The sequence below is a fragment of the Ruegeria sp. AG6 genome (genome assembly GCF_056541565.1).
This window is the reverse complement of record NZ_JBQFYQ010000001.1, coordinates 81,418-106,252: the sequence shown is the minus strand read 5'-3', so window position 1 is coordinate 106,252 and position 24,835 is coordinate 81,418. Positions and strand designations below refer to the sequence as shown.

Genomic DNA, 24,835 nt, shown 5'->3' with positions numbered 1-24,835 from the left:
CCTCACCCTTTTGACCCTGACAGCCTGCGCGGAATACCGGCCGTCAGAAGCTGAATGCTTCAACTCCTTTGCCGAGGTCAGCCGCAGTAACTGCAATTTCGAGTTGCTCGGGCCGATTGGTTCGCTGCATGAATAGCCTCCGCCCGCATATCCTTGCGGGTTTGGTGTGGCTCAACGCGCCAATGGCCTTTGCCCAAGGTGTGCCCACCTTTGATGCAGGCATGTTCTTTCAGCGCGAGCGCGTGTTGCAGCAGGGCGAACAAGATCTGGCACTGCAGCGGGATCGTTTGACCAAAGAGGAAGAGCTTGAAGAGCTCGAGCAGGAACAACTCCAGGCGCTGGAAGACATCCTTGATGCCACGACGTTGGCCAGCGGGAACTCAGGCGCACTGGTAGCAAGCTTAGAAGCGGGTTCAACACCTGAAAGCGCCGCAGGCACGCTCTATGGTTCGGTCGATCCGAACCCCGGCGCAGCCCAGATGTTCGGCGATGCCTCCGGTTCGATTGAACAGCTGATCATTCGTGCCGCCCAAGAAACGCACCATATGTCCGGCGTGCGCGCTGCCGGTCTGTCGCCCAAGCAATGGCGCTGCCTATTGCAGGCCCTGATCTGGCAGGAAAGCCGCTTCACCATCGGCGCGCGCTCACCTGTTGGTGCGTTCGGCCTGACCCAGATCATGCCCGGCACGGCGCAGGATCTCGGGATTTATCCCGCCTATTATGAAAATCCCTATATCCAGGTCACGGGCGGCGCGCGCTATCTGGCGCAGATGCTGGCCATGTTTGATGGCAACATCATTCACGGGCTAGCTGCCTACAATGCCGGTCCCGGCAACGTGCAGCGCTACAGCGGCGTACCCCCTTTCACTGAGACCCAGCACTACGTTCAGGTCATCCCCGAGCGCTACAATCTCTACCTCGCGCGTGTCGGTGGCGTCGATGCGCTCGGCACCATTGATCCCGTCTTGCTTGCCAACTCCACGATGAGCCTGACCTCTTTCGGCGCAGGGGTCTATGGCGATTACTCCTTGGTCTCCGTGCAAGCGGCTGCGCAGCGTGTGCGGGACATCATCACCCGCATTGGCGAGACAGATGACATTCACGCGGCGATGTCGCTCAACACCTACGCGCGGGCTGAACTCGCCCGCCTGATCGCCATCCGCACGCGCCTCAAGGCCACCCATACCCGTCCGCTTAGCGCCGCAGAGCTGGCCATGGCAGCCGCGCAGGCACGCGAACAAGACTTCATGCAATTCGATCTGGAGGCACTCCGATGATCCGCTTTCTTTCTACCGTTGCCACCTGCGCAATGTTGGTTGCCTCACCCGTATCTGCCCAAGGTGTCCCCACGGTCGACACGCGCAACATCGCCCAGGAAATTCGCCAACTGCAGCAGATGCTGGAGGATTTCGGAATTCAGACCGACCAACTCGACACGCTGCTCGAACAACTCGATCTGGTGCAGCAGCAACTGGACACACTAAACGAGACCTACGCCGCGCTGACCGGTGCGACAGATATCATCGAAATGGCCATGGGTGGTGATCTCGACGGGCTCCTGGACCAAGAATTCGGCGATCTCCTTGGCACCATCCGGCAAATCCAGAGCGGCGATTTCAGCGGCCTGATTGGCAACGCGGCCCCACAGATGGAAGGTCGCATGACGCAAGCCCTGGAGGATGCAGGGTTCGACCAAGATACCATCTCTGACATGGCCAGCAGCGGCAATCCGGGGTCTGAGCGCATTGCCAGCCAGGCGGGCACCGGGGCGGTGATGTCGGCTGCGGCCGAGAACAGCTATGACGAGGCCGCGCAATCTCTTGAGCGGGTCGGCCAGCTTGTGTCGCTGATCCCAGACATGGAAACGCTCAAGGAAGCCGTGGATCACAACACCCGCGTCACCGCCGAACTTGCCATCGCTATGACGCGCATGTGGGAGCTCGAAGCCATTCAGACCGTGGGCGCTGGCCAATCCGGCGTTATCGATGCCGCCACGCTGGCTGAAGAGCGCCGCTACATGGACTTCACCTTGCCAGACCTGCGCGCGGACTGACCGCATGAACAGTGAGGCAGAAATCATCGAAGAAGAGCTCGTCTACGGCGCACGACGACGCGAGCTCATGTGGCAGAAACTAGGGCTGACAGGAATGGCGTTTGGCATGGCAGGTTGCCTCGCCGCCTCCCTCGTGGCCCTGCTCGACGTGGACCCGCCGCCCATGATCGTGCCCTTTGATAGCGAAACCGGCATGGCCCTCCCCAATGCCATGGTTGAAGCGGTCTCACTCACGGAACGCCCCGCTATCATCGAAGCACAGGTCTACCGCTATGTCATTGATCGAGAGACGTACAATCAGCTCGACAATGATGTGCGCGTGCGGCGGGTCCTGGACCAGTCGGACGGCGCGGCCGCCGCAGGGCTGCGCGCGCTTTGGACCAGCGGCCACGAAGCCTATCCGCCCGACAGCTACGGCACAGATGCGCGGCTCGATGTCGAGGTTCTGTCGATTACCCACATCAGCGCCAATCGTGCCCAAGTACGTCTTCGCAAGCGGCTCAATTCACCGCGAGGCAGTCAAAACGGGCTCTTCACCGCAACGCTGATGTTTGAGTTTCGGCCCGAGAATAGCCGGTCGATCGACGATGTCTGGCAGAACCCTTTCGGCTTCACCGTCACCGAATACGCGATCCGCTCGGATCGTCTGGAGTAACCCATGCGCCGCCTTTTCCTGATCCTCGCTTTCCTCGTACCGCTTGCTGGCACAGCCAACGCCGAAACCCAGCCGCGCCAAGGCCCCTATGATGCCCGTGTCCGGCTGGCCACCTATCAGGACGGGCAGGTCTACCGCATCCGCACCAGCCTGACCCACGTGACCAGCATCGAGTTTGGCCAAGGCGAGACCATCCGCTCGATCATTGCAGGCGACACTGAAGGCTTCCTTCTCGACGGCGTGCCCGGCGGCCAGGCCTTCGCGATCAAGCCCGTCACGCGCGACGCACATACCAACATCACGGTCTACACCAACCGGCGCAGCTATTATTTCAACGTCACCGAGGCGAGTTCGCCGACCTTCTATGTCATTCGCTTTACCTATCCCGAAGCAGCACCATCGCAATCGCGTGTGGCCGCAAGCCAACCTGCAAACCACGCCTATGGCGTCAGCGCGCGGTCCGAAATCACTCCGCGCGAGATTTGGGACGACGGCACCTTCACTTATTTCCGCTTTGCTGCGAACGCGCCACTGCCCGCGATCTTTCGCTGGTCCGGTGGCAACGAGCGCAGCGTGAATGCTTTGGCCCGACCTGATGGCGTGATCCGCGTATCAGGTGTCAGCGATCGATGGGTTCTCAGGCTCGGGGAGGAGGAGATTTGCGTCCAAGAGATGAGCGAGGCAAGCCAGAATGAGTGAAACTGCTGAGCTTAAGAAGCGCCTCGAAGCGCTTGAAGGCAAACCACAAAACCGAAAGGCGCGACCGTCGGCTGGCACTTTTGCCCTGGGTATTGGGGCAATCGCCGCCCTTGGTGTTCTCTTGCTGTTGTTATCTGGCGGCTCTGAACCCGACAGCCTCGAGACCGCCTCCCCGGATGAATTTCAGGCGGCGGGACCGGGCTTCGGTGCGCTTGAGCCCACGCCTGCACCGATAGACACAACCCCGCCGCCGGAGCCGCAAGCAGACAGCGAAACAGAAGAGCTGCGCGCGCAAATGGACGCCATGCGGGAAGAACTTGAAGCCCTGCGCAACGCGCCAGCACCTGAGGCCCCTGCCGTCGACACGGAGGCGCTGGATACTTTGGGTGCAGAGATCGATGCGTTGCGCAGTGAGGCCGCTGCGACTCAGGCCGCTTTGCGCGAAGAGTTGGAAGAACGTGCCCGACAAATCCAGCGACTGCAGAACGATCTGGAGCTTGCACGCCTTGAATCACCTCGCACGCCCGCACCAACCGGCCCCACGGCAGAAGAGCTGCGCCTTCAAGAGCTCGAGCGGCGGCGACAAGCCGAACTTGAGGAGCTGCAAGCCCGCATCGCCAGTCCTATCATCGCCTTTGGCGGCACCGGAGGCGGCAACAATGAAACCGCCGCGCAGCAACGGCGACTTGATGGCGACACAGACTTTGTCCGCAACGGCGCCGAACCTGCTGAGGTGACGCAAGCCCAGGTGATTGTGAACCCGTCAAACACAGTTGTTCAGGGCGCGATGATCCAGGCTGTGCTGGAGACCGCAATCGACAGCTCGCTCGCCGGTCAGGTCCGTGCGATGGTATCGGAAGATGTCCACGCTTATGACGGCTCGCGGATCCTTATCCCGCGCGGCGCGCGTCTGATCGGGCGATATCAATCTGGCCTCGACATCGCGCAACGACGCGTGACCATCGCCTGGGATCGGATCATTCTGCCCAGCAACCAGACCGTCGAAATCAGCGCCTTTGGTGGCGATGAACTGGGGCGCTCCGGAACGACCGGTTTTGTCGACAGCCGCGTTGGCACCCGGTTTGGGTCCGCCGCCCTGATATCTCTGATCGGAGCCTTGCCTGCAATTGCAGCTCAAAACACCGAAGATGAGATCACCTCTGATGTTCTGGAAGGTATTGGCGAAGACCTGCAAGACAGCGCGCAAAGCGTGATTGGCGAATATCTCTCCGTCTCGCCGGTGATCTACGTCGATCAAGGTGCTCGCGTCACCGTGATGGTCGACCGCGATCTGGAGATCTTCTGATCATGGCGGCCAGCTACCTGCAAAGCTCGATGGACAAGATCCCGGAGGCGCGTGATCCAAAGCTGATCGAGCTTTGCATCAACCCTGACGGCACGCTGTGGGCCGAGTTTCAGGGCGATCACTTCATGCGGTCCGTCAATCGGCGGCTCTCACCCAATGAGATCAAAGACCTTGGCAATCAGATTGCTTCGGCCGCGAACACCACCCTCAGCCGGACCAAGCCTATTGTTTCGGTCAGTATCGCCTACCGCGACCGCCCCATCCGCGCGCAAGTCATCCAGCCCCCCGCCGTCGATGGCGGTTACGCAATTTCCCTGCGGTTCTTTGCGGACCTACCATTGGAACAGATCGAGCTGTCCTATCTCTTTGGCAAAGAACGCAGCAACGAGGGTGCAAGGCGCAAGCGCAATGCCGAGCTACGCGATGTTGTGGCCACCGGCGACATCGACGCCGCGATCAAGTTCTGCGTCACCCACAAGCTCAACATGATCGTGTCTGGCGGAACCTCGACCGGCAAGACCGTCACGGCGCGCAAGATCCTCTCCTTTGTACCCACCGACGAGCGGATCATCACGATCGAAGAGGCCGCTGAACTGCGACCGACGCAGCCAAATGTCGTCACGCTGATGTCTGATCGCGATGAAGCGACGCGCAGCGCTGATGTCCTGCTGACCTCCACCCTGCGCATGCGGCCGGACCGGATTGTCTTAGGCGAAGTACGCGGCAAGGAGGCCATGACCTTCCTTGAGGCTATAAACACCGGCCATGGTGGCTCACTCACCACGCTCCATGCTGAAACCCCTCAGCTGGCCGTGCAGCGCCTCGCCATCGCCGCCCTAAAAACCGATGTGCCCATGACTTACCAGGACATGAACGATTACATCACCCGCTCGATCGATGTGATCATCCAGGCCGGTCGTCATGAAGGCGCGCGCGGCATCACCGAATTTTACCTGCCGGTTGACCCGGCACATTCAAAGGAAACAGCCCATGTTTGAATACAAGATTGAACAGATCAACACCGCCAAAACCAAGCCACCGAAGATCGAAGCGCAGCTGACGGCTCTTGGCCAAGACGGCTGGGAGCTGGTCTCGGTCGTGCCGGATTTTGACGGCGATCATATCCTGAAGGCATTCCTGAAACGTCGCACCGGCGCGAACGCCTAAAGCAGACCGAGGAAGATCCGATGGGCGTCGTCACCTGGATGGTAGAGACAACCGACAGCTTTCTGGAAGACGCGGCTCAAACCACCTTTGGCAACGTCGCCGGTCAGCTTGGCAGCGTCATTGCGGTAGCCTCGACGCTCGCCGTGATCGGCGTCTTCCTCAACATGGTGTTTCAGTACAAATCCATGGATGGGCGGACCGCCTTCTGGTTCGTCCTCAAGCTCATGCTCATCTCCCTCTTTGCAATGAACTGGGTCCAGTTCAACGGGGTGGCCAGCGCGCTGATAAATGGACTCGACCAGCTCGCAGGCGGCATGGTGGCAGGGCTTGGCGGGGGCGGTGCAGGTGCATCCTACTTTGCCGGGGCCTTTGACGACCTCATCGAAGAATTTGGTGACTACCTGAACGCCGCCGGTGACAACATGCATTGGATGGCCGGAGCCATGATCGGCGCGATCGGTGCATTCCTACTGGGCGTCATCGGCGCGCTCTGCGGTCTTGTCCTGATTTTCGCGAAGATCATGCTGGCATTCATGATCGGCATCGCTCCAATCATGATCGCGCTTTCGTTGTTCGATGTCAGCAAGGACTATTTCCACCGATGGCTGTCCAGCACGGTATCCTACGCGCTCTACCCCCTCGTAATCGCTGGCGTGTTTTCTACCGTCGTCGGAATGTCACGCTCACTGATGACCGAACTCGGAGATCCCTCCGGAGCCAGCAACATCGGCGCGCTGGTGCCCTTCTTCATGATGATGTTCCTCGCAGGCGGCATGATCATCTCCACCCCGCTGATCGTCCGCTCTATCTCAGGCAACTTCATGATGGCCGGACCACCGAGCATTCCCGGTCCCGGCGGGTTCGCAAAGGGCTTGATTGGCACCAAAGGGTCACGGGCGCGGGCACGGTTTGGGACCAGGTCAAATGCTGAGATCGCCGGGGCTGGACTACGCCAGGCGGGCGGTGCGACTGTTTCTATGGTTCAGCGGGTGGCAGAACGGGCCAAGCGGCTTGAATAGAGTTTCGTTTCCATTAAACATCGCGCTCAACAAACACTACTGCGAGGCAATTCGGCTTTCCGTTCATTTGGAATACACATCATCCTTCAATCAACTGGATCGCTTCCTTTGAAGGACCAACGCTGAGATTCCCACAAGTCCGCGGCTGCCAGGCGATAAAAAAAGAGAGCCATTTTTCACTTCAGCTTCCCACACTCTTTCAACAAGCTAATCGCTGTCTCAAGTCGATCAGGTGTCGGCTCAGGCGGATTGCCTTGTTTTGTAGTTCCTGGAGTTAGCGTCCACCCACCTTCATCCATTACGATCTTCAATCTAAGAATTTGTTTTCCGCGCGATCTCGCGTCCGCGAGTCCGCGACCTACTGCCCAATAGGCATGCTGAGCCATAATCCAAGATTCAAAAATCCGAGTAAGAAATTCAACCGGTCTCAGACCACTCCATGCGTCGGCGTCTTGTTTTGCCCGACGTAGCGGGAGCCTATCTGCACTTTCAAACGCATGGGATTGGTCTGGTGCTTCCATGAGACAGAACGCCAAAGCGGAGATAATAGCGGCGGCAAGTTGCTTATCGTCGCGAGGCCTTCTATGCAACTCGACCTGTATATGACGAAGGAGCTCGACCGGGTTGTCCTCAGCATTTGCTGACAGCATCCATTCTTCGGCGGTTCCCGGAACCTCCGTAGCTGACTTCACTGATGTCAGAAATGTTTGTGCAATCTGAGCACTTCTCATCGGCCCTTGAAAAAGTTCTCCTATGGTCCAAAAAAACAGGCTTTCCAACGCAAGGCGGAACAACTGACGGACTTGAAGAGTGCGCCATTCATCTGAAACCGCTGGCCTGCTAGACTCATTGTTCCATGCCTCGGGAAGGTCTGCCATTCGCGTACGGATAGCCTCTGTTGAAGGCTCGGGCTTTTGGAGGTCTGTATATGCCGCAATGACCAGTGCAATCCCTTCACGTCGAACATTGCTTGCCTCGCTACCGCCAAGCCGACTGAACATCGTTTTCTTCTCTATCTTTGCAAGATCGTGCAATCTCCAAAGCGCACCCCAGCGACGGGCATCTTTCCGTTTGACTTTCACCTCACCAAACTCGCTGAATGCTTCGTGTCCCAGCTCATCGCGAATGGCGTGCTCGAACTTATCAAGAAGTGGATCCAACGATGGGTCGGGTTGGAACACTCCCAATCCTTGTTCAACAGGCAGAAGCCACCCAAGAGTACGAAGGCTAGGGCCGTAGTTCAGAGGAGAAATAAAACCTGTGGAATAGCGGCGCATATTCCTTCTCGCTTCCCACGCGGGACCTCCGAAATTGTAACTTTTTTCAGAGATGAGGGCCTGCATAGCCTGCCGTCCCGGAATATCTGTATTGGGGTCGTTAAGGAATTGCGACCATGCATAGATCGCTTCAATACGATCAACGAAATCCCGCATCTCGGCGTCGCTCGCACCCATCGTCTTTCCAGTTTCGACGATCGTCCTGACGCGCCGCCAAGCCCAGGCCATGACAACGTAGGGGCGGATATGCCTCGCCACGTTATTAAGATCCGGAAGCACTCGATCCATAAGGCCAAAATTGATCTGCCGCAGGCCAAGAGGGTCGACGCCGCCAAGGTCGGTCTTGGATGGAGCCACAATTCGTGGTTCTTCCTGCTGGCGCGTCTCTTCGAGTAGGTCCTCAAGCGATGGCATTTTTAGCAATCCTTGTTGAGTATGATGCGCGCGCAGCAATCGCAGCGGGTGACACCTTCTGTGCGCAGCTCCGATCGCGCGACTGCAGGCAGACGGATTTGCTTTCGCGGACAGTAGTCAGTTGGCCCTTCGACTACGGTGAACTTAGCGAATTCGTCTGTGTCTTCGATTGCACTCCTTAGCTTCGGCCAATACTTAGAGGTTTTTAGGCTGTCGAACCCGCTTTCGGGACCAGATGCGGTCGCTGCGGCGATATAAGCGCTAAGCTGTTCTCCCATCGTTCTTGCTACGCTCGCCTTCGAGAGTTCCGCGATGAGGTCGACTTCAGGGTTCAACACATCGACAAACGCGGAAATGCACGATGGATCGACCGTCAAGTTCTCAGGGTCCAACCCGCGTTTGATCAAGAAGCGTCGCGCAGCAATTTCTCCTGAGCCGTGTTGAGAAAGGCTGTGATGGAGAAGTGCCGTGGCAAGGATCATGTCGGCTTCTAGTCCCTCCACAGCGACAATCTGGCTGAGAATTCTCCAGATCCAAGATCGAACTTCAGTTGGTTCGGGTCGGATGCGATCTGTGAGAAAATGGGCCAGCGACAGGGCGACCGGAGCATTTCGTCCTTTAGCGGCCGGATCGAGCATTTTGCCGAGGAGTTCGCCAAAAAATTTCAGCGACTTATCTTTGTTCCTATTGTCTTGAGAAATCTGCTTGGATCGCGCCGATGTATCCTCTTCCTCGTTATCGTCGTCCGTGGCGTCGCCACTTGGCCATGGCCCTCGATTTTGAGCGAATGCTGCGCGAAGTAGATCCATCGCTCTATGCCATGCATGGGTCTGGCCTGCATCCTGCATTGCTCTTGAGGTGTGCGCATTTTCAGATGCCGAGCTGAGATCGTCGATTGTGACAAAAGTTTCGCTTCGAGTCGCGCCTTCGGCCGATTGTCCGCTTAGGTCATTCACTGGTACATTCGGCAGTCGCGTTGGGTCCTCGTTGAACCACGCAAGAATTGCGGCAACATCTGCTGGGGTATCGTTGCCAGCAAGCATCGCGACAAGCTGCGTTGCCATGGCACCAGTGCGCCGGATAAGTTCAAGCGCGATTGTGACTGATAAGAAGCCCTCCCAAACTTTTGGTCCTTGATTTAATCGGAGAATAAGGCGTCCGGTTTGAACCGACTCTAATTCGACACCGCTCACCTTGATGCGGAACTGACCATTTTCATCAACGTAAACCTCGCCTAGTTTGTCGGCCCACCGCGGGCTTCTCAGATGAGCCTCAGTTATGCCAGCACTAACCTGCGTCAGCAAACTGCCAATAATGATATCGCCATCAAGCTTAGCTGACAGGATACCGACTCCATCTGGTTCGACGATATCCGCCTCTTCGTCTTCCACCGGCGAATACGCGGGCGGCGCGCTAGAAGAGGTTTGCCAGTATGACTTTGCATCCCTCTGTACGCGCAGCACATTCGCCTCGACGTTGAGACCAAACAAACCAGCTTCGGTGGCGTTTGAGCTGCCTGAAAGAAGAAGCCGCCCTCGCTTGCAAACGACCTCGATTGCTTTCCCGTGCAGCCGTCGCTCATCACCAGCCAGATGCCGCACACCGACCGCATTCCATTCCTGCAAAGCGTCGTATGGCCAGTCAGGTGTTGCGCCCCCCCAAACGCTTCCCGCTGGGTGTGCGTGGAGTTGGATGTTTTCGCAGCCAGTTTCGGCGGCCAACCTTATCAGCCCCTTCCCGTCCAGATCAAAGTAGGGTGAAGCGACTACGATCCGCGTCGCACCGCCAAGGTCGTCGGAATATAATGCGATTTGTTCGGCAATGGGTGCGTCTAGACTGTGCAGCAACCGAAACCGGCCGTCACGAGTACCTTTGTTGGCTGCTTTGCGCAGATCTTCGGCGATCTCGCTGCTTGCTCCACCGGCTGAGGTAGTAACGCCCACAGAAGACGCGATTGCTTCAAAGAAGGCTGCGGTGTCATCAAAGGCATCGGCTGCGAAACTCGGGTGAAGGTGCTCAATGACCTCAAGGTTTCCGCCCCAACCAGAAAAGGTAAGATTTCCTGACCCCACAAGCAAATGAGCGTCATCCTTTTGCGCTAGCACACTCACCTTGGGATGAAAAATGCCCGGTCCTTTTCGAACGACCGGCGCGATTTCATAATCTCGACCGACACGGCGCGCACCTTCTTCGCTCAGCGCAGCGCGTATGCCTTCAGGGTCGGATAAGATTAAAGCTCCGCCCGCCCGCCCTCGGACCAAAGCATCCAAGATTACCGCTTCAAAGAAGGACAGACTTAATGCGTAAGTTGTAAATGCTGCGCGTGTCCAAGACGAAGCTGCAATGAGATCAACGGGTTTCAAAGGTATCTTTCAGCCATATTCTAAATTTGTTCTCTATCGTAGAAACCTTACTTCGGTCATGTTTGATTTGCGATGGAGACCTTCTCTTGACTGAATGGTCACGCAGCAACCTCCCAAACCGGTCGCTCCTCGTATGGCCAAATATTCTCTGTTCGCGGCACTCTTCGCCGCCGTACCTCTTGACGGAAGAAAAATTGTAGTTGCTCACAATCAATAAGAGCGGGTGAAGATTACCCGCGAATTATACACCACCCCTTGAACAAACCGCCACCCCGCCCCACTATATTTAGTAGTATTGGATTTTCGGTGATGAGCAGTGATGTCTGTCGAATTCTAACTTTAGATGGCGGGGGAGCGAAAGGCTTCTACCCGCTCGGTATCCTGCGAGAAGTGGAAGCGCTCCTGCCGCAACCAATCCACGAAACGTTTGATCTGATCTACGGGACTAGCACAGGCTCCATAATTGCAACGCTGTTGGCGACTGGCCGTTCCGTCGGTGAAATCCACGAGCTCTACAAGGAACACGTCCCTCCAATCATGCGTGCATCCGGCCGCGCGGCCAAAACTGCACGTCTCCGGGAGACCGGTAGGCAAGTGTTTGGTGACGCTGGCTTCGATACGGCTCTGACCGGACTCGGTATCGTGTCCACGAAGTGGCAACTGGAGACGCCGATGATCTTCAAGAGCCGAGAGACCCAAGCACATGGCCGAAGAGCTACGTTCGTTCCAGGTTTCGGATGCAAACTGGCTGATGCGATCGAGGCATCTTGCTCCGCCTATCCCTTCTTCGAAATCAAAACCCTGGAGACAGCTTCTGGCGACGTCGTTGAGTTGTTCGACGGCGGCTATTGCGCAAACAATCCTGCTCTGTACGCGCTTGCTGATGCCACCGTGGCCCTCGGTCATGCCCCGGAGAATTGCCACCTTTTGTCCCTAGGGTGCGGCCAGTATCCTGAGCCGAAGCGCGGCTTCTTTGCCAGGCAGATCAACAGCTTCCTGCCGGTTCAGTTGCTCCAAAAGACGCTTGAAGTGAACACCTCTTCGATGGATCAGCTTAGGCGCTTGCTTTACGCGAATGTGCCTACGGTTCGGATCAGCGACACCTTCGATAAGCCTGAAATGGCGACGGATATGTTTGAGCATGACCCCAAGAAATTGAATCTCCTACGCCAGCAAGGCGTGGAGTCATTTGCGCGACGTGAAAAAGGCGTGCGCCAACTACTTTTGGATGAGGAATAGTTATGGCAATTTCAGAAGACCAACTTGAGACATGGTCACATCAGGGTTCGGTGCAACAATCTGCGGCGACCTATCAAACAATAAAAAGTGTTTTGGAGAGCCCTCAAGCGCCTTATGCAAATCGTAGAACCAAACCATTTCTCCAGGGGTCGTATGGAAACGACACAAACGTTTGGGCCGAGAGTGATGTAGATGTCGCGATTTGCCTAAGCTCGGTGTACTACTCTGATACTGACAGCCTCAACGAAGACGAGAAGGCACGCTACGATGCAAATTGGTCCTCGGCCAATTACTCGTTCAAGGACTTCAAGGCCGAAGTGTTGGCATGGCTTCGAGAGAACTTCGGGAGCTCCGTGACACCGGGCAAGAAGGCCATCAAAGTACCAAGCGATGGCAGTCGGCGGGAGGTTGACGTTCTGGCCTGTGTCCAGAATCGCTACTACTATTCCTATCCGGCCAGCGGTCGGCCAGGGTATCATGAAGGAATTTGCTTTTGGACTTCGGACGGCGACAAGATCGTCAACTATCCGCACCAGCACATGAGCAACTGCACATCAATGCATCAAGCCACGAACAGCAGGTTCAAACCAAGTATTCGCGTTCTGAAGAACATGCGGAGATCGATGATAAGTGATGGCTATATAGCTGACGGAGTAGCTCCGTCGTACTTCCTTGAAGGGATGCTTTATAACGTACCAAATGACCACTTCGTATCAACGCACAAACAAACAATTGAAAACGCGCTTTCTTGGCTCGAGCGAAGCAACGTCCCCGATTTGCTGTGCGCGAATGAACGCTATTACCTCGTTCGTGACGGGTCCAGCGTCTGTTGGAACGCAAATGACTTCAGAAACACGCTGACATCCATGCGTCAATATTGGAATACCTCTGGTCGCTAAGTTTGGCTCTGCGAATTTGCCGTCAAAGTTGTGGCCCGACCATCGACGAAGAAAACAACTTTCGCTGGTGATAGAATGCAGCACGCATCGACAGCCGTCTCCATTGAAAGTGATAGAGTACTGTTATGTGCCGAACCCAGGTTCGGCTCAGAAAACAGGGGCGTATGCCGACTCACGATGCGCATTGACCATGCAGACAGATAGTAGTCATCGTGTTGCTGGGTTCTTTGAAACAGTATCGCGCCATCATGGATACTTGGGTTCACCTTGAGGGCATCCTCTAAGTCTTGGGCAAAGTCAGCACCAAACCGCTGTCCAACTATTGGCATCGGGTCTCTCGGCATCGGAATACAATCTGCATCTGAAATTCGGTCAGAAGCGAAGACCAGGATCGTTGGGTGGAACGGTTCGCCGCTTTGATGTATCCGGAGCAAGGTTTGTTTTAGATTCTCAAACATGGGTAACGCATTGCTCACTAGGTCGACAGTTTCAATACTTCTTATCATCGCCATCGTAGTTTGGGGAGGATTCCTGTGGGTACTTGGTATCGAGCTGACATGGGATCATGTGAAACCTTACTCCTTCACTCTGGCGGCAATCACTTCGTGTTTATGGCTGTTTGATCGGTATATCTGGAGAATTTGGCCTGTACACACGTTAGTTCGGCGTCCGGATTTGAACGGAACTTGGCGGGTTTCTCTCCAATCGTCCTACAAGGTCCCAGGTTCGGAGGAAGCTGTTGCCGCAGTCGACGGCTTTGCGGTCATTCGACAGACATTCAGCTCTATGTCGATCAGGTTAATGACGGAGCAAGCCGAGTCTTTCCTGGTCGCGTCGAGCTTTGACATTCAAGCCGACGGGACAACCTTCGTTTACGGCGCGTATCAAAGTGACCCAAGTATCCACCTAAGATCTGGTATCAGTGAAATTCACTACGGGAGCTTCAGGTACAAGGTAATTGGCAGGCCACCAGGCCAGCTCAGTGGCCACTACTGGACAGACCGCAACACGAATGGTTCAATTTCGCTTTCCGATCGCAAAAACGTGTTTTTCGACAGTTACATCGAAGCACAAGATGCTTGGGATGCTAGCTAACTCTATTTTTTGCCGCGAATATACCAGCTCATTTCGCGACTACAAATGTCCGCTTGGACAGAAAGCGCCGTTCACACTCTGTATTGCAGCTAATCCCTCCCTTCCGCCTTTCATCCCCGAGCTGCCTCCTCCATAAATCTCTCCACCCGTTCAGCTCCTGCTTGATACTCGCCCAAACTTGGCTTTTCGCCCGACGCCGCACCCGGGTCTTCATTGGCCAAAGCATCGATCTCATCGCGCCGCTTCCCGCCGCTTTCAGGGCCTTCACCTGAAACCGCTCGCGGCATCTCAAGCAGCCCGATTTTTGCCTCCAGCGCCTTGATCTGCCTTTGCAGGCCGCGCAACTGGTGCCCCGCAGATGGATATGGCAGATCGCCGGTCTGCTTGTCGAAGATCTGCTTAAAGAACCGATCCTCATAATATTTGATCCGCTTGGCGCGGACGGGCATCTGCGCGTCGACCACCAGAACGATGTCATCAAGATCCATGCGCCGCGCCTCATCCTCGGGCAGCAACGCGGTTTCTTCGGTCCGTTCAGACATGCTGCGCCCGGCAAATGGGTTGCGGCCGACCGAGCGCGAGCGGGTCACAACGCGCTTGGTGGTTTTGCCGACGGCTTTGCTAAGCTCTTCGATGGTCTTCTCATCTGAGGGCGTGAGATAGAGCTTGATGCCCGCGTTGCCCTGCAGGGCACGCCGGGCGTTCTCGCCGTAGATTTCGTCTAGGGCGGGAATGGTTTGCGTAACGATCGCAAGATTGGCGCGGTAGGATCGAAGAGTTTCGATGCTGTCCAGGACGATCGGCATTTTGCCCAAGCGATTGAATTCATCGAGCATGATCATTACCGGCCAAGGCTCGTCCTTGCCGGGTTCATGGTTTTGCAGGGACGCCAACAAGTCCGAGAAGAACAATCGGATCAACGGAGCGAGGGGTTTCACCATCAGAGGTTCGACCACGAGATAGACCGAAAACGGCGTCTTTCGGACGTCGCGAAAATCGAAGTCTGAAGCTGCGGTTGCCCGGTCGATAGCGGGGTTCGACCACTGCTTGAGGCCAGATGTCATCAAGAGCGATAGGTAAGAGGTCAGCGTGTCGTTGTTGGTTGAGGCCATGCGCATGAAGATCAACTTGGCGGCTGGATTGACCACTTCGTCGGCGCGGCGGCGATACTCTTTCTGCTTGTCGCCGCCAGAGGCCGTAATGCGGTAGATCTCGCCCAGGGTCGGCCGCTTTCGTTCAAACGCCAAAAGTCCTGCTGCCACGAATAGGTCAATGCCGCCATCGAGGAGCCCTTGGACGCGGTCGTTGTCTGCTTGAAGGAACAGAGAAGCCAAGAGTTGCAGCTCCATCTGCTGGCGGTCGACATTTTCGAGCGCCGATATGCGCAGCAAGGGATTGTAGCGGTGCGAGCGGCCATCCTTCCAATCCGTTGGCGCGAACCGGAAAACCTTGTCGCCTTGCGCTGCCCTGTGGCGCGCTGTTGCCTCAAAATTCTCGCCCTTCACGTCAAGCACCACCGCACTGCCCTGATAGGTCAGAAGGTTCGGAATGACGAAACCCGTCGTCTTGCCGCGCCCGGTCGGAGCTACGATCAAGGCATGGGGAAATACCTTGGACCTCACGAAAGGTTTGCGGCTCTTGGGCTTGCCCATTTTTCCGAGCACAAAGCCGTGGCCAGGCTTGCCGAAGAAGCCGTTGCGCTTCATCTCAGACATGTGCTGCCAGTGAGTTTCACCAAACTTGGTCAGCGCGTCGTTCATCAACACAGCGCTCAGCAAAACGCCAGCACCGGTGCTGATCCCGACGGTCAAGTGAACGATCTGCATATCGTCGGGGTGGGTTGTTCGAAGACCCCCATAGCTGCGTGCCAGCATCAAGAAATCGATGTCCGCCCCAACCCCGAACCAGCGGAACGTCAGAAAGGCCGACGCCAGAACATACCCCAACACCGCGCCCAGAAGAGCAAAGCTCGTGACGCCGAGTGCGATCCGCGCCTTACCCATGCGTCACGCCCTTTTCGCCATCGCTATCGACATGCCGCTCGCGTCGGGCGTCTATTTCTTCATTGGCGATCTCGTCGAGGACGTGCTCCATCGCCACGCTGCTCGCCAGAGCGGCATCGCTCTGCAGATAGGCCTTAGCCGCATAGAGCCGGTCCAGGCGGTCTTCTATATGCTCCTCCAGCGTGGTCTCATCACCAATCGCCAAGTCCGGGGCACCCTCTTTACCGACCAGTTCCTCCATCTCAGCACGCAAGGTCTCGCGTTCCTGATCGTTTCGGAATGGATCTGCGGTTGGGTCGTCCCTCATACGGCTTAGGATTTCAGCAGTGGTCGGCGGCAACCCGTTGACTATGACTTCCTGCCGGTCGGCCTCCACCGTCCCGCTGTCTTTGAGAACCTCAGCATCGGCCAACAAGCGGCCCAGATCACTGTGCACCTGGTCAAGGCGGTCGATCGCCTTCTCCAATTTATCGGCGCGAGACAGCTCAAAGCCTTCCTTCTCGGCAATTGCCTTCAAATCCTGCCCAAGCCATTGCCGCTCGAGCGCGGCATTGCCCGCGCCGATTTCAACGCGGCGTGTCACCTCTTGCGCGTCAATTCCAGTGCCTTTCAAAGCCTGCTGAAGACGTTCTGCCAGAGCTGGATCCTGCAACGTTTCTTGGGCCTCGGTCCGTATATTCGCAGCGGAATAGATCCCACCCTTGGACGCGTCTTCGAGCAAGGTGTGGGACTGCGTTCCCATTGGGCTCAGATGTGACAAGGAACGATAGATATCGTTCAGCTCATGCTCGAGCGCCGCGCGCCGCTCTACCGGGGCGTCCGCCACAATGCGTTCAGCTTGGTTGATCTTGTCGTGAAAGGCATCCACGACCTCATCAAACGAATGCTGTTCTTCGGCCATGCCATATACCTTTCCATCTGCTTCAATCGGGTTGCCTTGCGCCAAAAGCGTCGCGGCCTTGTACAAGGCTGCTGCAATGTCATGCTGGTTCTCACGCGTGGCTTCGGCAGCCAGGCCGCGATAAAGCCGCGCGTTCTGCGCCACGTCAGCCAAGGCACGGTCAAGCTCCGGCCCCACGCGCCCACGCTCGGACAGCTTCTGGCCCGAGGCTTCCGCGCGACGCTGGTCTACATCGCTTGGCCTCTTTGTCGTGACCCCACGCTCAAGCTTTCGGGTCGCCTCGAGTCGCAGCCCATAGCGGTCGGACACCTCCACCATTGCCTCCCGAAAACTGTCGTAGTTGAAGTGGTGCCCTTCCTTTAGGAAGAAGAATTCACCGTCTTTGCTGCGCCGGTTCAGGACTATATGGGCATGCGGGTGATCCCGATCCTCATGCACGGCCGCGACGTAGTCGAAGTGGCTGCCTTCGCCCTGAAAGAACCTCTCGCAAATCTCGCGCGTAATGTCGGCGACATCCTCGCCGCGCGTGCCAATCGGGAAAGCCATCAAGAGATGCGAGGTATGCCCCAGCTTGGGATGAAACCCCTCATTCCACTGCGCTGAAAACCGGCGCGTGACCTGCTCGATCTCTTTGGCTGACAGCACACTTTGGCCGTCATAGGTGCCACGGCTGTCGATGATGAAACTCGACTTGGTGGTCAGGTACTCCAGCTGGTTGCGCAGCTGCGTTTTGTTGTGCGTGCCGCCGTCGCGAATGGCTTTGAAGATCGCGGGGGAATGCCCCATGGCGGCGCGCGCCATTTGCTTGGCACGGGCGCGCAGGACGCTGCCGCGAATGCGGCTCCAGTCGCGATCGAAGAAGGCCTCCTGCGCGGCGGCGACGGCGCTATTCCGGGCCATCGGCAAAACCTCCCAGAACGCGGGCAACCTCGCCGGACAGCGCGCTTCGGCGTCGCTGCGCCATGTCCTGAACCTGGTCGGCGATATCGAAGATCAGCCCGGCCAAGGCGCGAACTTGAGCATGGGCAGAATTGCCATAGGGCGGCGTCTTGCCCTGGCGTTTTGCCTCGTTCAGGCGCTGTGCAATCTGGTTGATGTTGTTGCCTGTGCGATTGAGCGAGGCCGAGAGCCCCTGCATCTGGTTCGCCAGTTCATCATCGGGAACAAACAGATCGTTCGACGCATGAATCAACCGCCGCAGCCCCTCCGCCCGGCTGGCAACATCATGCCGCGTCAGCACCGCATCGAAGCCCGCCAGCTCCTTTGGCGTCAGCCGGACATTCACCAGTTCGGAGCGCACGCGCGCATCCAACTTGCGGCTTTGATCGGCCTTCAAGGTGTAGAAGATGCTGCGGGTCGTAACGCCGAAATCACGGGCCAGAGCCTCGATCGCCACCCCTTCGGCACGCTTGCGCACGATGGCAAAACGCTGGTTCTGCGTCAGTCGCTTGTGCCGTGGTGCGCGCGGTCGGCCCATGTGAAGTAATCACCCCTATTTCTTGCCAGCATCATACAGGCAGCTCCGTTATGGCATTTCGCCATAATTGATTCAATATTATAATATTGAATCAACTGCCTGTATTCCGTTTGGAGCAGCCATAGGCTGCGGCCGCCAATACTTGCGCTGACAAAGACCAGCGCTACACTGGCGGTATTGATTTTTGTTTTGTGAGGTTCGAGATGGGGCGCGGCGGCTATTCAGGTGGCAGCACAATCATTTACCCTGGCGGGCGGGGTTGGTCTTATGACCCACTTTCTCCGATGCCTGGAACCAAGGGGCAGAAAGGCAAGAAGAAAGCCAAAGCCAAGAAGCCCAAAAACGCACCGACGAACGACGACTTTCTAGAGCACTTTTCCCTATCGTGTGCCTGCTGCAGAATTTTGGGCATTGAATGGCCTAGCGTCAGTAACGACGAGCGTCGGAACCCACTTATGGATGCGAAAATCAACGGGTACCACAAACCGTTCCGCCAAAAAGTGGGAAGGCAAAGAAAGAAAGCTAATCGGATTCTTTCCTCCTATGCGGCTCAATGTGCCGCCTCTGACAAAAAAGGCGAGGTGCGACCCAAAATCCCAAAATCGATTAGGTTTGCAGCTGAGGTTTCGAGTTTTTCGTCTCGACTGGAGCAGAGGATTAAGGAGCACAAGAACCCTCCCCACCACCAAGCCGATGCCGACAACTCGCCCCAAACCGTGAAGTGAACGCGGTTAACCGCGTCCACTGCTGCTTTGATGTCTTCCACGGTCATCGCAACGCCTCCTCAAGGATTGCGAGAGCCCCAAGACAATCGTCGATATAGGGCTGCTCCTCGCCGTCCAGATCGTTCAGTTCCAGCCGGTTCAACACCGCGTAAAGCGTGGCGCGGGCCTCGCGGGCGGCGCTGCGCAAGCTAACGGTATCTTCCAGACGCGCAGTCGCAAAATCATCGCTGTGATAGTCAGGGATCATTGGATTTCTCCCGCCTTGTGCTTCCAACGCGGAGCGATGTCTTTGAACGGCACCGTGAAGGGCGGCAGCGCGTCAAAACCGTTCGAGCTTTTGACCACCTTCACCTTGGCACAATCATCCTCGACGCTGAGGATCTCGACGCAGAACACGCCACCCAAACCCGACGGAACAACGATTTCCTTCAGCTCGTGCCGATCCTTCCCGCAATACACGCAGGTGCTATAAAGCCCGTCGATGATGTGACCGCCGGTCGTGCGATCACAGTCGCAGGTCCAGAATTTCGGGGGCTGATATTTGTGAGCCATTTGTGGCCTCCTCTTGGGTGCTGCGGTTGGGGCTTGGCTCCCCTTCCGCCGATGGGCTGCACACCGGCCAATCTGATCTGACCGAATACGCATGTATTCGGCGGAACAGAGTGGGTGGGGGCACAGCCCGACCCACGGCCCTGGAGCGGCCGGTCAATGGGTCAAAGCCAGCAACTGGTGCGGCCCGCAGCGCGCCTTCGCGCGAGGACACGGGTTGCGGGCTTTGACGACGCGCCCGCGCGGCGCTTGCCCATTGACGGGACCTGACAGGGATGTTGGGCGGACCAATCAAATTGAAAGAAGCCTGAAGGAGGTGAGCGGGCTGAAAGCCAGTCGATCCTCCACACAGTCCGTTTCTCAGAGCGGCCCGTGCGCAGCAGCACGGGCCTCAATTTCTCATTTCATCCCCCGAGGCCTACGCCCCGCCACATGAGGCGGGGCGTAGGTGCTCAAAGCTCAACACCGGCTTTCAAGTTGCCGTCAGAATCCAGCCATTTGCGCGCCTCTGCGCAATCCAAGCAAATGCAGGTGCAACTGCCTTTCACGATGACTGGCGCAAGAAAGATCACCGGATTTGACGCGTCGCATTTGCGGCACGTCATCGGGGGTAGAATTGCGTGGCCGTTCATGCTGCGGCCGCTTTCGATTGAGCTGCGGCTGCTAGGACAAAATCGGCGGCCTTCTGTGCCTCGGACGCCGCGCGAAAAATTGCCCGCTTGTCCTCTTTGAGAGCTTCCAACCACCCTTCAACATAGGCGGCGCTTTGGTCGAATTCCGGCGCGACGCCAATCTGAGCACCAAGGAAACAAGCGCCTATTTCCGCCACCAGCTCTTCAAAGGCATAGGCTTCGCGGTTCGCAAACCTCTTAATCCGCTCAAGCCGCGTTTCGCTGCCGGTCCAATGGATCACCTCATGGGCCAACGTCCCATAGTAGCCTGCCGCATTGTGAAACGTGGCAATCGGCGGCATGTGGATGTGATCTTTGGCGGGGCTGTAATAAGCGCGCGGATCATCACTGGTGAGGATCTCCGCCCCCGTCCGGCTGAAAAACGCCTCAAGCTCCGGATCTGCCGCCGTCCCAAGATCGCGCGGGGCCTCCGGCCGGATGTAGTAATCCTCCGGCAAACCCTCGATCTGATCGGCATTGAAGACGCGATAGGCGCGCGCATAGGGCAATTCCTCCTCGATGCCCAACTCGTTCTCTCGGGTGAACGTCCCGTATTTGACCACGGTCGACGACGTTTTGCCTTTGCGGACTTGGCCACCCAGCTCCTGCGCCTGCTTGTAGGTCATCCAGCGGCTTGAAACATAGCCATGCTTGGCCGCCATGACCCAGAGCAGCAGGATATTAATCCCGCGATACTCCTTCCCGTTGTGTCGGGTTGGCAGGGCAATGCCGGACGCGCTCCCTGTCCAAGGCTTGCGCCATGGCGGCGTGCCCGCCTCGATCTCTGCAATAATGGTGTCGGTGACGTGGGCATAAACATCAAACTTCGGTGCCATTTGTGGCCTCCTCGATCAAAGTGACACGGGTGAGGCTTCGCGCCCCCTTCCGCCGATGGGCTGCGCCTCGGCCACCTGATCTGACCGAATACGCATGTATTCGGCGGAACAGAGTGGGAGAGGGCAAAGCCCGCCCCACGGCCCTGAACGGGGCTGTCAATCGGCCACATTTGCGAAGAAAATGTCTGCGCCAAAATCAGACGCCAATTTGCCGCGCGAGGAATGGCTCGCCTGCGAGACAGGGGAAATTGGTGGCTGATTTTGGGGATGGACTAAGGTTGACCGCCACGGTCAGGGATGTTGGGCGGACCAAACCAAAAGAATAATGTCTGGATCGGGGCGAGCGGGCCAACGGCCTGTTGAGCCCTGGTGCAGTCCGTTTTCAACAAGCCGTCCTCACGGGACGACAATCATGTAATTTCGGGGTTAAAGTGTGCTGTGCAAGATATTATTAGAATCATGTTTTCAGGGAAAAAATCGTGCAAACAGAGGGCTCATTCGGTCGAACAATCCAGCTTTTCCTCGTAGACGGGAAGCCAACCGGGCTGCGAAAAGCGACAATCCATGGCTGGACAGGTTTGCTTTTTGTAAGCGGCGCTTCAGCTTTCGGCGACCTGACCACTCGTGATGAAGTTGATCGGACCGGCATCTATATCCTATCGGGCCCTGATCCCGAAAAAGCCGGTGCCACCCGCACCTATATTGGCTCCGGAAATTCGGTGGCCGAGAGGATCAAGCAAAGCGCGATCAAAAGAGATTTCTGGGAAACGGCCATCACCATCACGACAAGTGACGATGACCTTTCCAAAGGGCACGCGGAATATCTGGAGGCGCGACTCATAGAGCAAGCCGCCCAAGCTGGCCGCGTCACGTTGGACAACGGCACGCAGCCGGACACCAGCAGGCGACGATTGCCCGAGGCTGACGTGGCAAACATGGAGCAGTTTCTATCAAACCTGCGGATCATCCTGCCGGTAATCGGACTGGATATGCTCAAGCCACAGCCGCGCGCGGTGACACAGACAGCGAAGCCAGTCGACGAACGAACCGCAGGTGAAGTGCAGTTTGAGATCCGCCACAAGAGCGGCGTCAAAGCTACCGCTGTCGAGGAAGATGGTGAATTTGTTGTACTGGAAGGGTCTGAGGCGCTGACCGAAACTGGCTATGTCCAACAAAGCTATGGCAGCTTGAAGGAAAAGCTCATTTCGGACGGCATTTTGGTCGCCGACGGCAATCAAAAACTCCGCTTCTCGAGACCCTGGTCGTTCAATAGTCCTTCAGCCGCCGCTGCCGTGGTCTTGGATCGAAACAGCAACGGACGACTGGAGTGGAAAGTCAAAGGATCGAAGCAGACCTACCACGACTGGCAACAAGCTGAAGCCAGCGCCCCGGCCCAGTAGGGCATCGTGACAAAAAATTAAAATAAGGGGTTGATTTTCAAATCAGGCACTCGTATCTCTTGATCATCAAGAGGAGCAAGTCGATGCAAGTTACAAACCACATGGATTGCAGAATGAACCAGCGCGGCATCAACAAGCAGATGGTAGACCTAGCGTTGGAGCATGGCGTTTTTGACGGCGACAAAATCGTGTTGCGCCGCAAGGACTGCGACGAAGTCGCGGCCGAACTTCGCCAAACGCTGAAGCTCCTTGAGCGCGCCAAGTGCAAGGGCGGGATAACAGTCGTCGTTGCGGGCGACTGTCAGATCACGACATACAACACGGGCAGTTTCGCACGCCCAGCGTCAAAAAAATAAGGGGCTGAAAGTGAACAAACCCAATCAAAGACAAGCCCTTACAGCTGTGCGCCAGATTCCTGGCGTCCAGCATGCAGCCCGTATTTTGGCCTTCTTCGGCGCATCTCGTTTGGATCCTAACAAATCGATTACCTCCCCAAATGATTTGGAAGCCGCGAGTGAGCATGCGGGCGGGAGAGTTCTTGATGAAGCCACCAAGGCACTTCTTGCCCTTTCGCCGACGGAACGTCTGACCGCGATTGACGAATTAATGGCATCTAATCATGGGCACAACGAGCCATGGCTGCCCAAAACCCCAGCAAAGCGCTTTGCAGAATTTGTCGATAGCGCAAGTTCCGTACGCTGCTCGTTCGAGGCTTCCCTCCACACAGCACTCTTACTGGCAATGCGCGGCAAGGCAGTGCTCTTCGTATCGCAAAATAAGGACATTTGTGACTTTGCACAAAGCCTCGCCGTTCTCTTGGAGTGCAAATTGCAGGTCCAATTCGCCGATCCTCTCGCTCGCGCAGATACCACGAATTTTGAAGCAGAAGTGGCCTTTCCTCCTTTCGGATCCAAGCCCATGAATACCAACCAGATTCCGCGACGCACACTAGCGATATTGGACGCGGAAGAGGGAAAAAAGCGCCTAACCGAAGATGTGCTCGCTTTAGCCGATGCGCTAGCACAGTCGACCGGCCAAACGATCCTTTGTGTGCCAGATGGGCTAATGTATCGAGGCGTTGGCGTTGAGCCCCTAGCGCGCGAAGCGCTCGTTGCATCCGGTCGCCTGAAAGGCGTCCTCGCGGTTCCTGGCGGCATGATTTTTCCAAACACAATGGTGGACACCGATGTTTTGGTTCTCACCCCTTCCAACAGGGATAGTTCCAAGGTCAGAATGATCGATCTGTCTCATCCAAGCTTTTCAGGAAGGACAGTTCGGGGTCGCCCTGAAGTACTGCCCGGTACGAACTGGGCCCGCTACTTGGAGGAAAGCACCGCGACGGATGAGACCTTCGCCAAGGACGTCTCGCTCGAGGAGATCAAAGAGAAAGACTTCATCCTGAGCATCAACAGGTATCTGCTTCCGCCAGCTGCAGTCGCGCTGGAAACCTTTCTGGAGCGCTCCAGCACGATTGAGTTGCAAGATGCTGTCGAACTGATCCGCCCTTTAAGTTTGGGCAAAGCAGAAGATGGAGAATTCACTATCTTCGAAGCATCGCCCGCCGATGTGAGCCAGTACGGCCTCCTGACACAACCGCACAAGATATCGACGCTAGAACGTGCGCAAATGCGCAAGGCTCGAAACCAACGGTTGCTTCCTGGCGATGTCATCTTGTCCGTGAAAGGTACGATCGGCACGGCAGGCCTCGTCCCCGCCGATGCGCCGACAAGTGACGAAGATGGGTTTTGGACGGCAGGTCAATCCTTCATGATCCTGCGCCCAAAACGCGGGGGATTTTCCGGTGTGGTTCTTTACGAGTACCTGGCAAATCCAACGGTTGTTGAAGCGCTGCGCACACTTGCTGGCGGTTCAGCGATACAATCCATCGCTATCAAAGACCTGAAGGCCTTCCGAGTTCCAATCCCCTCCGAAGAAGAAGCCGAACGCGCAGAACTCACATTCAAACGGAGGCAAGAGCGGCATGCTCAGATCGAAGCAATCTTAGCCGAGATTGAAGCCGAGCGAACAAGCTCCTGGCCAGGCAGAGAACTGAACCTAGAGAAGCCCTGACCTCCCGCTTTCAACCC

The 24,835-nt window shown here is 56.8% G+C and carries 24 protein-coding genes; 14 read left to right on the top strand and 10 right to left on the bottom strand.

All coding sequences use genetic code 11. The annotated features are described in order from the left end of the window. Nucleotides 1–128: 128 nt before the first annotated feature. Genes ACR0I0_RS00485 through ACR0I0_RS00450 form a run of 8 tightly spaced genes read left to right on the top strand, consistent with a single transcriptional unit; the run spans nt 129 to nt 6,899 of the window. Nucleotides 129–1,277: a lytic transglycosylase domain-containing protein gene (locus tag ACR0I0_RS00485; RefSeq protein WP_170574409.1), complete on the top strand. Its 1,149-nt coding sequence runs from the start codon at nt 129–131 to the stop codon at nt 1,275–1,277. Next, nucleotides 1,274–2,053 carry a type IV secretion system protein gene (locus ACR0I0_RS00480; protein ID WP_170574406.1) on the top strand — a complete coding sequence of 260 codons (780 nt, stop codon included), beginning with the start codon at nt 1,274–1,276 and terminating at the stop codon, nt 2,051–2,053. Before ACR0I0_RS00485 ends, ACR0I0_RS00480 begins: the two co-directional genes overlap by 4 nt. 4 nt (nt 2,054–2,057) lie before the next feature. Next, a complete protein-coding gene (locus ACR0I0_RS00475; RefSeq protein ID WP_170574403.1) occupies nt 2,058–2,708 on the top strand; it encodes a VirB8 family type IV secretion system protein in 651 nt (216 codons plus the stop codon). 3 nt (nt 2,709–2,711) lie between these two features. Next, nucleotides 2,712–3,407: a TrbG/VirB9 family P-type conjugative transfer protein gene (locus ACR0I0_RS00470; RefSeq protein WP_170574400.1), complete on the top strand. Its 696-nt coding sequence runs from the start codon at nt 2,712–2,714 to the stop codon at nt 3,405–3,407. After that, entirely contained in the window at nt 3,400–4,713 is a 1,314-nt protein-coding gene (locus ACR0I0_RS00465; RefSeq protein WP_170574397.1) for a TraB/TrbI/VirB10 family type IV secretion system protein, read from the top strand. Before ACR0I0_RS00470 ends, ACR0I0_RS00465 begins: the two co-directional genes overlap by 8 nt. A gap of 2 nt (nt 4,714–4,715) precedes the next feature. Beyond that, nucleotides 4,716–5,711 (top strand): ATPase, T2SS/T4P/T4SS family, encoded by a 996-nt coding sequence (locus ACR0I0_RS00460; protein ID WP_170574394.1) that lies wholly within the window; start codon nt 4,716–4,718, stop codon nt 5,709–5,711. Further along, complete coding sequence (locus ACR0I0_RS00455) at nt 5,704–5,880, top strand: DUF4177 domain-containing protein (protein ID WP_170574391.1); 177 nt, start codon at nt 5,704–5,706, stop codon at nt 5,878–5,880. The genes ACR0I0_RS00460 and ACR0I0_RS00455 overlap by 8 nt, the downstream gene beginning before the upstream one ends. A 20-nt stretch (nt 5,881–5,900) precedes the next feature. Further along, entirely contained in the window at nt 5,901–6,899 is a 999-nt protein-coding gene (locus tag ACR0I0_RS00450; protein ID WP_170574388.1) for a TrbL/VirB6 family protein, read from the top strand. Between the two features lie 176 nt (nt 6,900–7,075). Here the strand turns inward: ACR0I0_RS00450 and ACR0I0_RS00445 are convergent, their stop codons facing one another. Both ACR0I0_RS00445 and ACR0I0_RS00440 read right to left on the bottom strand, forming a co-directional pair. Continuing rightward, on the bottom strand, nt 7,076–8,590 hold the full coding sequence (locus ACR0I0_RS00445) for a septum formation inhibitor-activating ATPase (RefSeq protein ID WP_170574385.1): 1,515 nt from the start codon (nt 8,588–8,590) through the stop codon (nt 7,076–7,078). A 2-nt stretch (nt 8,591–8,592) separates the two neighbouring features. After that, the gene (locus tag ACR0I0_RS00440; RefSeq protein WP_170574382.1) at nt 8,593–10,953 is read right to left on the bottom strand and encodes a phospholipase D-like domain-containing protein; all 2,361 of its coding nucleotides are present in this window, start codon (nt 10,951–10,953) and stop codon (nt 8,593–8,595) included. A 309-nt stretch (nt 10,954–11,262) separates the two neighbouring features. On the opposite strand from ACR0I0_RS00440, the gene ACR0I0_RS00435 reads away from it, so the two are divergent. Next, nucleotides 11,263–12,192, top strand: a complete 930-nt coding sequence (locus tag ACR0I0_RS00435) for a patatin-like phospholipase family protein (protein ID WP_170574379.1) — start codon at nt 11,263–11,265, stop codon at nt 12,190–12,192. A 2-nt stretch (nt 12,193–12,194) separates the two neighbouring features. Then, nucleotides 12,195–13,091: a nucleotidyltransferase domain-containing protein gene (locus ACR0I0_RS00430; RefSeq protein ID WP_480489760.1), complete on the top strand. Its 897-nt coding sequence runs from the start codon at nt 12,195–12,197 to the stop codon at nt 13,089–13,091. Here ACR0I0_RS00430 and ACR0I0_RS00425 read toward each other — a convergent pair. Beyond that, a complete protein-coding gene (locus ACR0I0_RS00425) occupies nt 13,088–13,549 on the bottom strand; it encodes a hypothetical protein (protein ID WP_170574376.1) in 462 nt (153 codons plus the stop codon). The genes ACR0I0_RS00430 and ACR0I0_RS00425 overlap by 4 nt on opposite strands. Between ACR0I0_RS00425 and ACR0I0_RS00420 the strand changes: the two genes are divergently transcribed. Beyond that, entirely contained in the window at nt 13,548–14,186 is a 639-nt protein-coding gene (locus ACR0I0_RS00420) for a Cap15 family cyclic dinucleotide receptor domain-containing protein (protein ID WP_170574373.1), read from the top strand. The genes ACR0I0_RS00425 and ACR0I0_RS00420 overlap by 2 nt on opposite strands. Nucleotides 14,187–14,296: 110 nt before the next feature. Here the strand turns inward: ACR0I0_RS00420 and ACR0I0_RS00415 are convergent, their stop codons facing one another. The 7 genes from ACR0I0_RS00415 to ACR0I0_RS00385 form a co-directional block, all read right to left on the bottom strand. Next, nucleotides 14,297–16,189 (bottom strand): type IV secretory system conjugative DNA transfer family protein, encoded by a 1,893-nt coding sequence (locus tag ACR0I0_RS00415; protein WP_170574370.1) that lies wholly within the window; start codon nt 16,187–16,189, stop codon nt 14,297–14,299. Further along, a complete protein-coding gene (locus ACR0I0_RS00410) occupies nt 16,182–17,990 on the bottom strand; it encodes a relaxase/mobilization nuclease domain-containing protein (protein WP_170574365.1) in 1,809 nt (602 codons plus the stop codon). The genes ACR0I0_RS00415 and ACR0I0_RS00410 overlap by 8 nt, the downstream gene beginning before the upstream one ends. Then, nucleotides 17,977–18,567, bottom strand: coding sequence for a hypothetical protein (locus ACR0I0_RS00405; RefSeq protein ID WP_170574362.1), 591 nt, complete (start codon nt 18,565–18,567; stop codon nt 17,977–17,979). Before ACR0I0_RS00405 ends, ACR0I0_RS00410 begins: the two co-directional genes overlap by 14 nt. A gap of 550 nt (nt 18,568–19,117) precedes the next feature. After that, nucleotides 19,118–19,339: a hypothetical protein gene (locus tag ACR0I0_RS00400; protein WP_170574359.1), complete on the bottom strand. Its 222-nt coding sequence runs from the start codon at nt 19,337–19,339 to the stop codon at nt 19,118–19,120. Next, nucleotides 19,336–19,539, bottom strand: a complete 204-nt coding sequence (locus ACR0I0_RS00395) for a hypothetical protein (protein ID WP_025060004.1) — start codon at nt 19,537–19,539, stop codon at nt 19,336–19,338. Before ACR0I0_RS00395 ends, ACR0I0_RS00400 begins: the two co-directional genes overlap by 4 nt. Beyond that, entirely contained in the window at nt 19,536–19,844 is a 309-nt protein-coding gene (locus ACR0I0_RS00390) for a hypothetical protein (protein ID WP_170574356.1), read from the bottom strand. The genes ACR0I0_RS00395 and ACR0I0_RS00390 overlap by 4 nt, the downstream gene beginning before the upstream one ends. Before the next feature lie 625 nt (nt 19,845–20,469). Next, nucleotides 20,470–21,348 (bottom strand): zincin-like metallopeptidase domain-containing protein, encoded by an 879-nt coding sequence (locus ACR0I0_RS00385; RefSeq protein ID WP_170574352.1) that lies wholly within the window; start codon nt 21,346–21,348, stop codon nt 20,470–20,472. 479 nt (nt 21,349–21,827) lie between these two features. Here ACR0I0_RS00385 and ACR0I0_RS00380 point away from each other — a divergent pair, with 479 nt between their 5' ends. From ACR0I0_RS00380 to ACR0I0_RS00370, 3 genes are all read left to right on the top strand, one after another. Continuing rightward, a complete protein-coding gene (locus ACR0I0_RS00380; RefSeq protein WP_170574348.1) occupies nt 21,828–22,748 on the top strand; it encodes a GIY-YIG nuclease family protein in 921 nt (306 codons plus the stop codon). Between the two features lie 83 nt (nt 22,749–22,831). Further along, nucleotides 22,832–23,104 carry a DUF4258 domain-containing protein gene (locus ACR0I0_RS00375; RefSeq protein ID WP_170574345.1) on the top strand — a complete coding sequence of 91 codons (273 nt, stop codon included), beginning with the start codon at nt 22,832–22,834 and terminating at the stop codon, nt 23,102–23,104. 10 nt (nt 23,105–23,114) lie between these two features. Then, a complete protein-coding gene (locus ACR0I0_RS00370; protein WP_170574342.1) occupies nt 23,115–24,818 on the top strand; it encodes an N-6 DNA methylase in 1,704 nt (567 codons plus the stop codon). Nucleotides 24,819–24,835: the final 17 nt, after the last annotated feature.

What these genes read in the sequence shown, in the direction of transcription:
- ACR0I0_RS00485 (WP_170574409.1), top strand. Translation starts at nt 129, where the DNA reads ATGAATAGCCTCCGCCCGCATATCCTTGCGGGTTTGGTGTGGCTCAAC.
- ACR0I0_RS00480 (WP_170574406.1), top strand. Translation starts at nt 1,274, where the DNA reads ATGATCCGCTTTCTTTCTACCGTTGCCACCTGCGCAATGTTGGTTGCC.
- ACR0I0_RS00475 (WP_170574403.1), top strand. Translation starts at nt 2,058, where the DNA reads ATGAACAGTGAGGCAGAAATCATCGAAGAAGAGCTCGTCTACGGCGCA.
- ACR0I0_RS00470 (WP_170574400.1), top strand. Translation starts at nt 2,712, where the DNA reads ATGCGCCGCCTTTTCCTGATCCTCGCTTTCCTCGTACCGCTTGCTGGC.
- ACR0I0_RS00465 (WP_170574397.1), top strand. Translation starts at nt 3,400, where the DNA reads ATGAGTGAAACTGCTGAGCTTAAGAAGCGCCTCGAAGCGCTTGAAGGC.
- ACR0I0_RS00460 (WP_170574394.1), top strand. Translation starts at nt 4,716, where the DNA reads ATGGCGGCCAGCTACCTGCAAAGCTCGATGGACAAGATCCCGGAGGCG.
- ACR0I0_RS00455 (WP_170574391.1), top strand. Translation starts at nt 5,704, where the DNA reads ATGTTTGAATACAAGATTGAACAGATCAACACCGCCAAAACCAAGCCA.
- ACR0I0_RS00450 (WP_170574388.1), top strand. Translation starts at nt 5,901, where the DNA reads ATGGGCGTCGTCACCTGGATGGTAGAGACAACCGACAGCTTTCTGGAA.
- ACR0I0_RS00445 (WP_170574385.1), bottom strand. Translation starts at nt 8,590, where the DNA reads ATGCCATCGCTTGAGGACCTACTCGAAGAGACGCGCCAGCAGGAAGAA.
- ACR0I0_RS00435 (WP_170574379.1), top strand. Translation starts at nt 11,263, where the DNA reads ATGAGCAGTGATGTCTGTCGAATTCTAACTTTAGATGGCGGGGGAGCG.
- ACR0I0_RS00430 (WP_480489760.1), top strand. Translation starts at nt 12,195, where the DNA reads ATGGCAATTTCAGAAGACCAACTTGAGACATGGTCACATCAGGGTTCG.
- ACR0I0_RS00420 (WP_170574373.1), top strand. Translation starts at nt 13,548, where the DNA reads ATGGGTAACGCATTGCTCACTAGGTCGACAGTTTCAATACTTCTTATC.
- ACR0I0_RS00425 (WP_170574376.1), bottom strand. Translation starts at nt 13,549, where the DNA reads ATGTTTGAGAATCTAAAACAAACCTTGCTCCGGATACATCAAAGCGGC.
- ACR0I0_RS00415 (WP_170574370.1), bottom strand. Translation starts at nt 16,189, where the DNA reads ATGGGTAAGGCGCGGATCGCACTCGGCGTCACGAGCTTTGCTCTTCTG.
- ACR0I0_RS00410 (WP_170574365.1), bottom strand. Translation starts at nt 17,990, where the DNA reads ATGGCCCGGAATAGCGCCGTCGCCGCCGCGCAGGAGGCCTTCTTCGAT.
- ACR0I0_RS00405 (WP_170574362.1), bottom strand. Translation starts at nt 18,567, where the DNA reads ATGGGCCGACCGCGCGCACCACGGCACAAGCGACTGACGCAGAACCAG.
- ACR0I0_RS00400 (WP_170574359.1), bottom strand. Translation starts at nt 19,339, where the DNA reads ATGACCGTGGAAGACATCAAAGCAGCAGTGGACGCGGTTAACCGCGTT.
- ACR0I0_RS00395 (WP_025060004.1), bottom strand. Translation starts at nt 19,539, where the DNA reads ATGATCCCTGACTATCACAGCGATGATTTTGCGACTGCGCGTCTGGAA.
- ACR0I0_RS00390 (WP_170574356.1), bottom strand. Translation starts at nt 19,844, where the DNA reads ATGGCTCACAAATATCAGCCCCCGAAATTCTGGACCTGCGACTGTGAT.
- ACR0I0_RS00385 (WP_170574352.1), bottom strand. Translation starts at nt 21,348, where the DNA reads ATGGCACCGAAGTTTGATGTTTATGCCCACGTCACCGACACCATTATT.
- ACR0I0_RS00375 (WP_170574345.1), top strand. Translation starts at nt 22,832, where the DNA reads ATGCAAGTTACAAACCACATGGATTGCAGAATGAACCAGCGCGGCATC.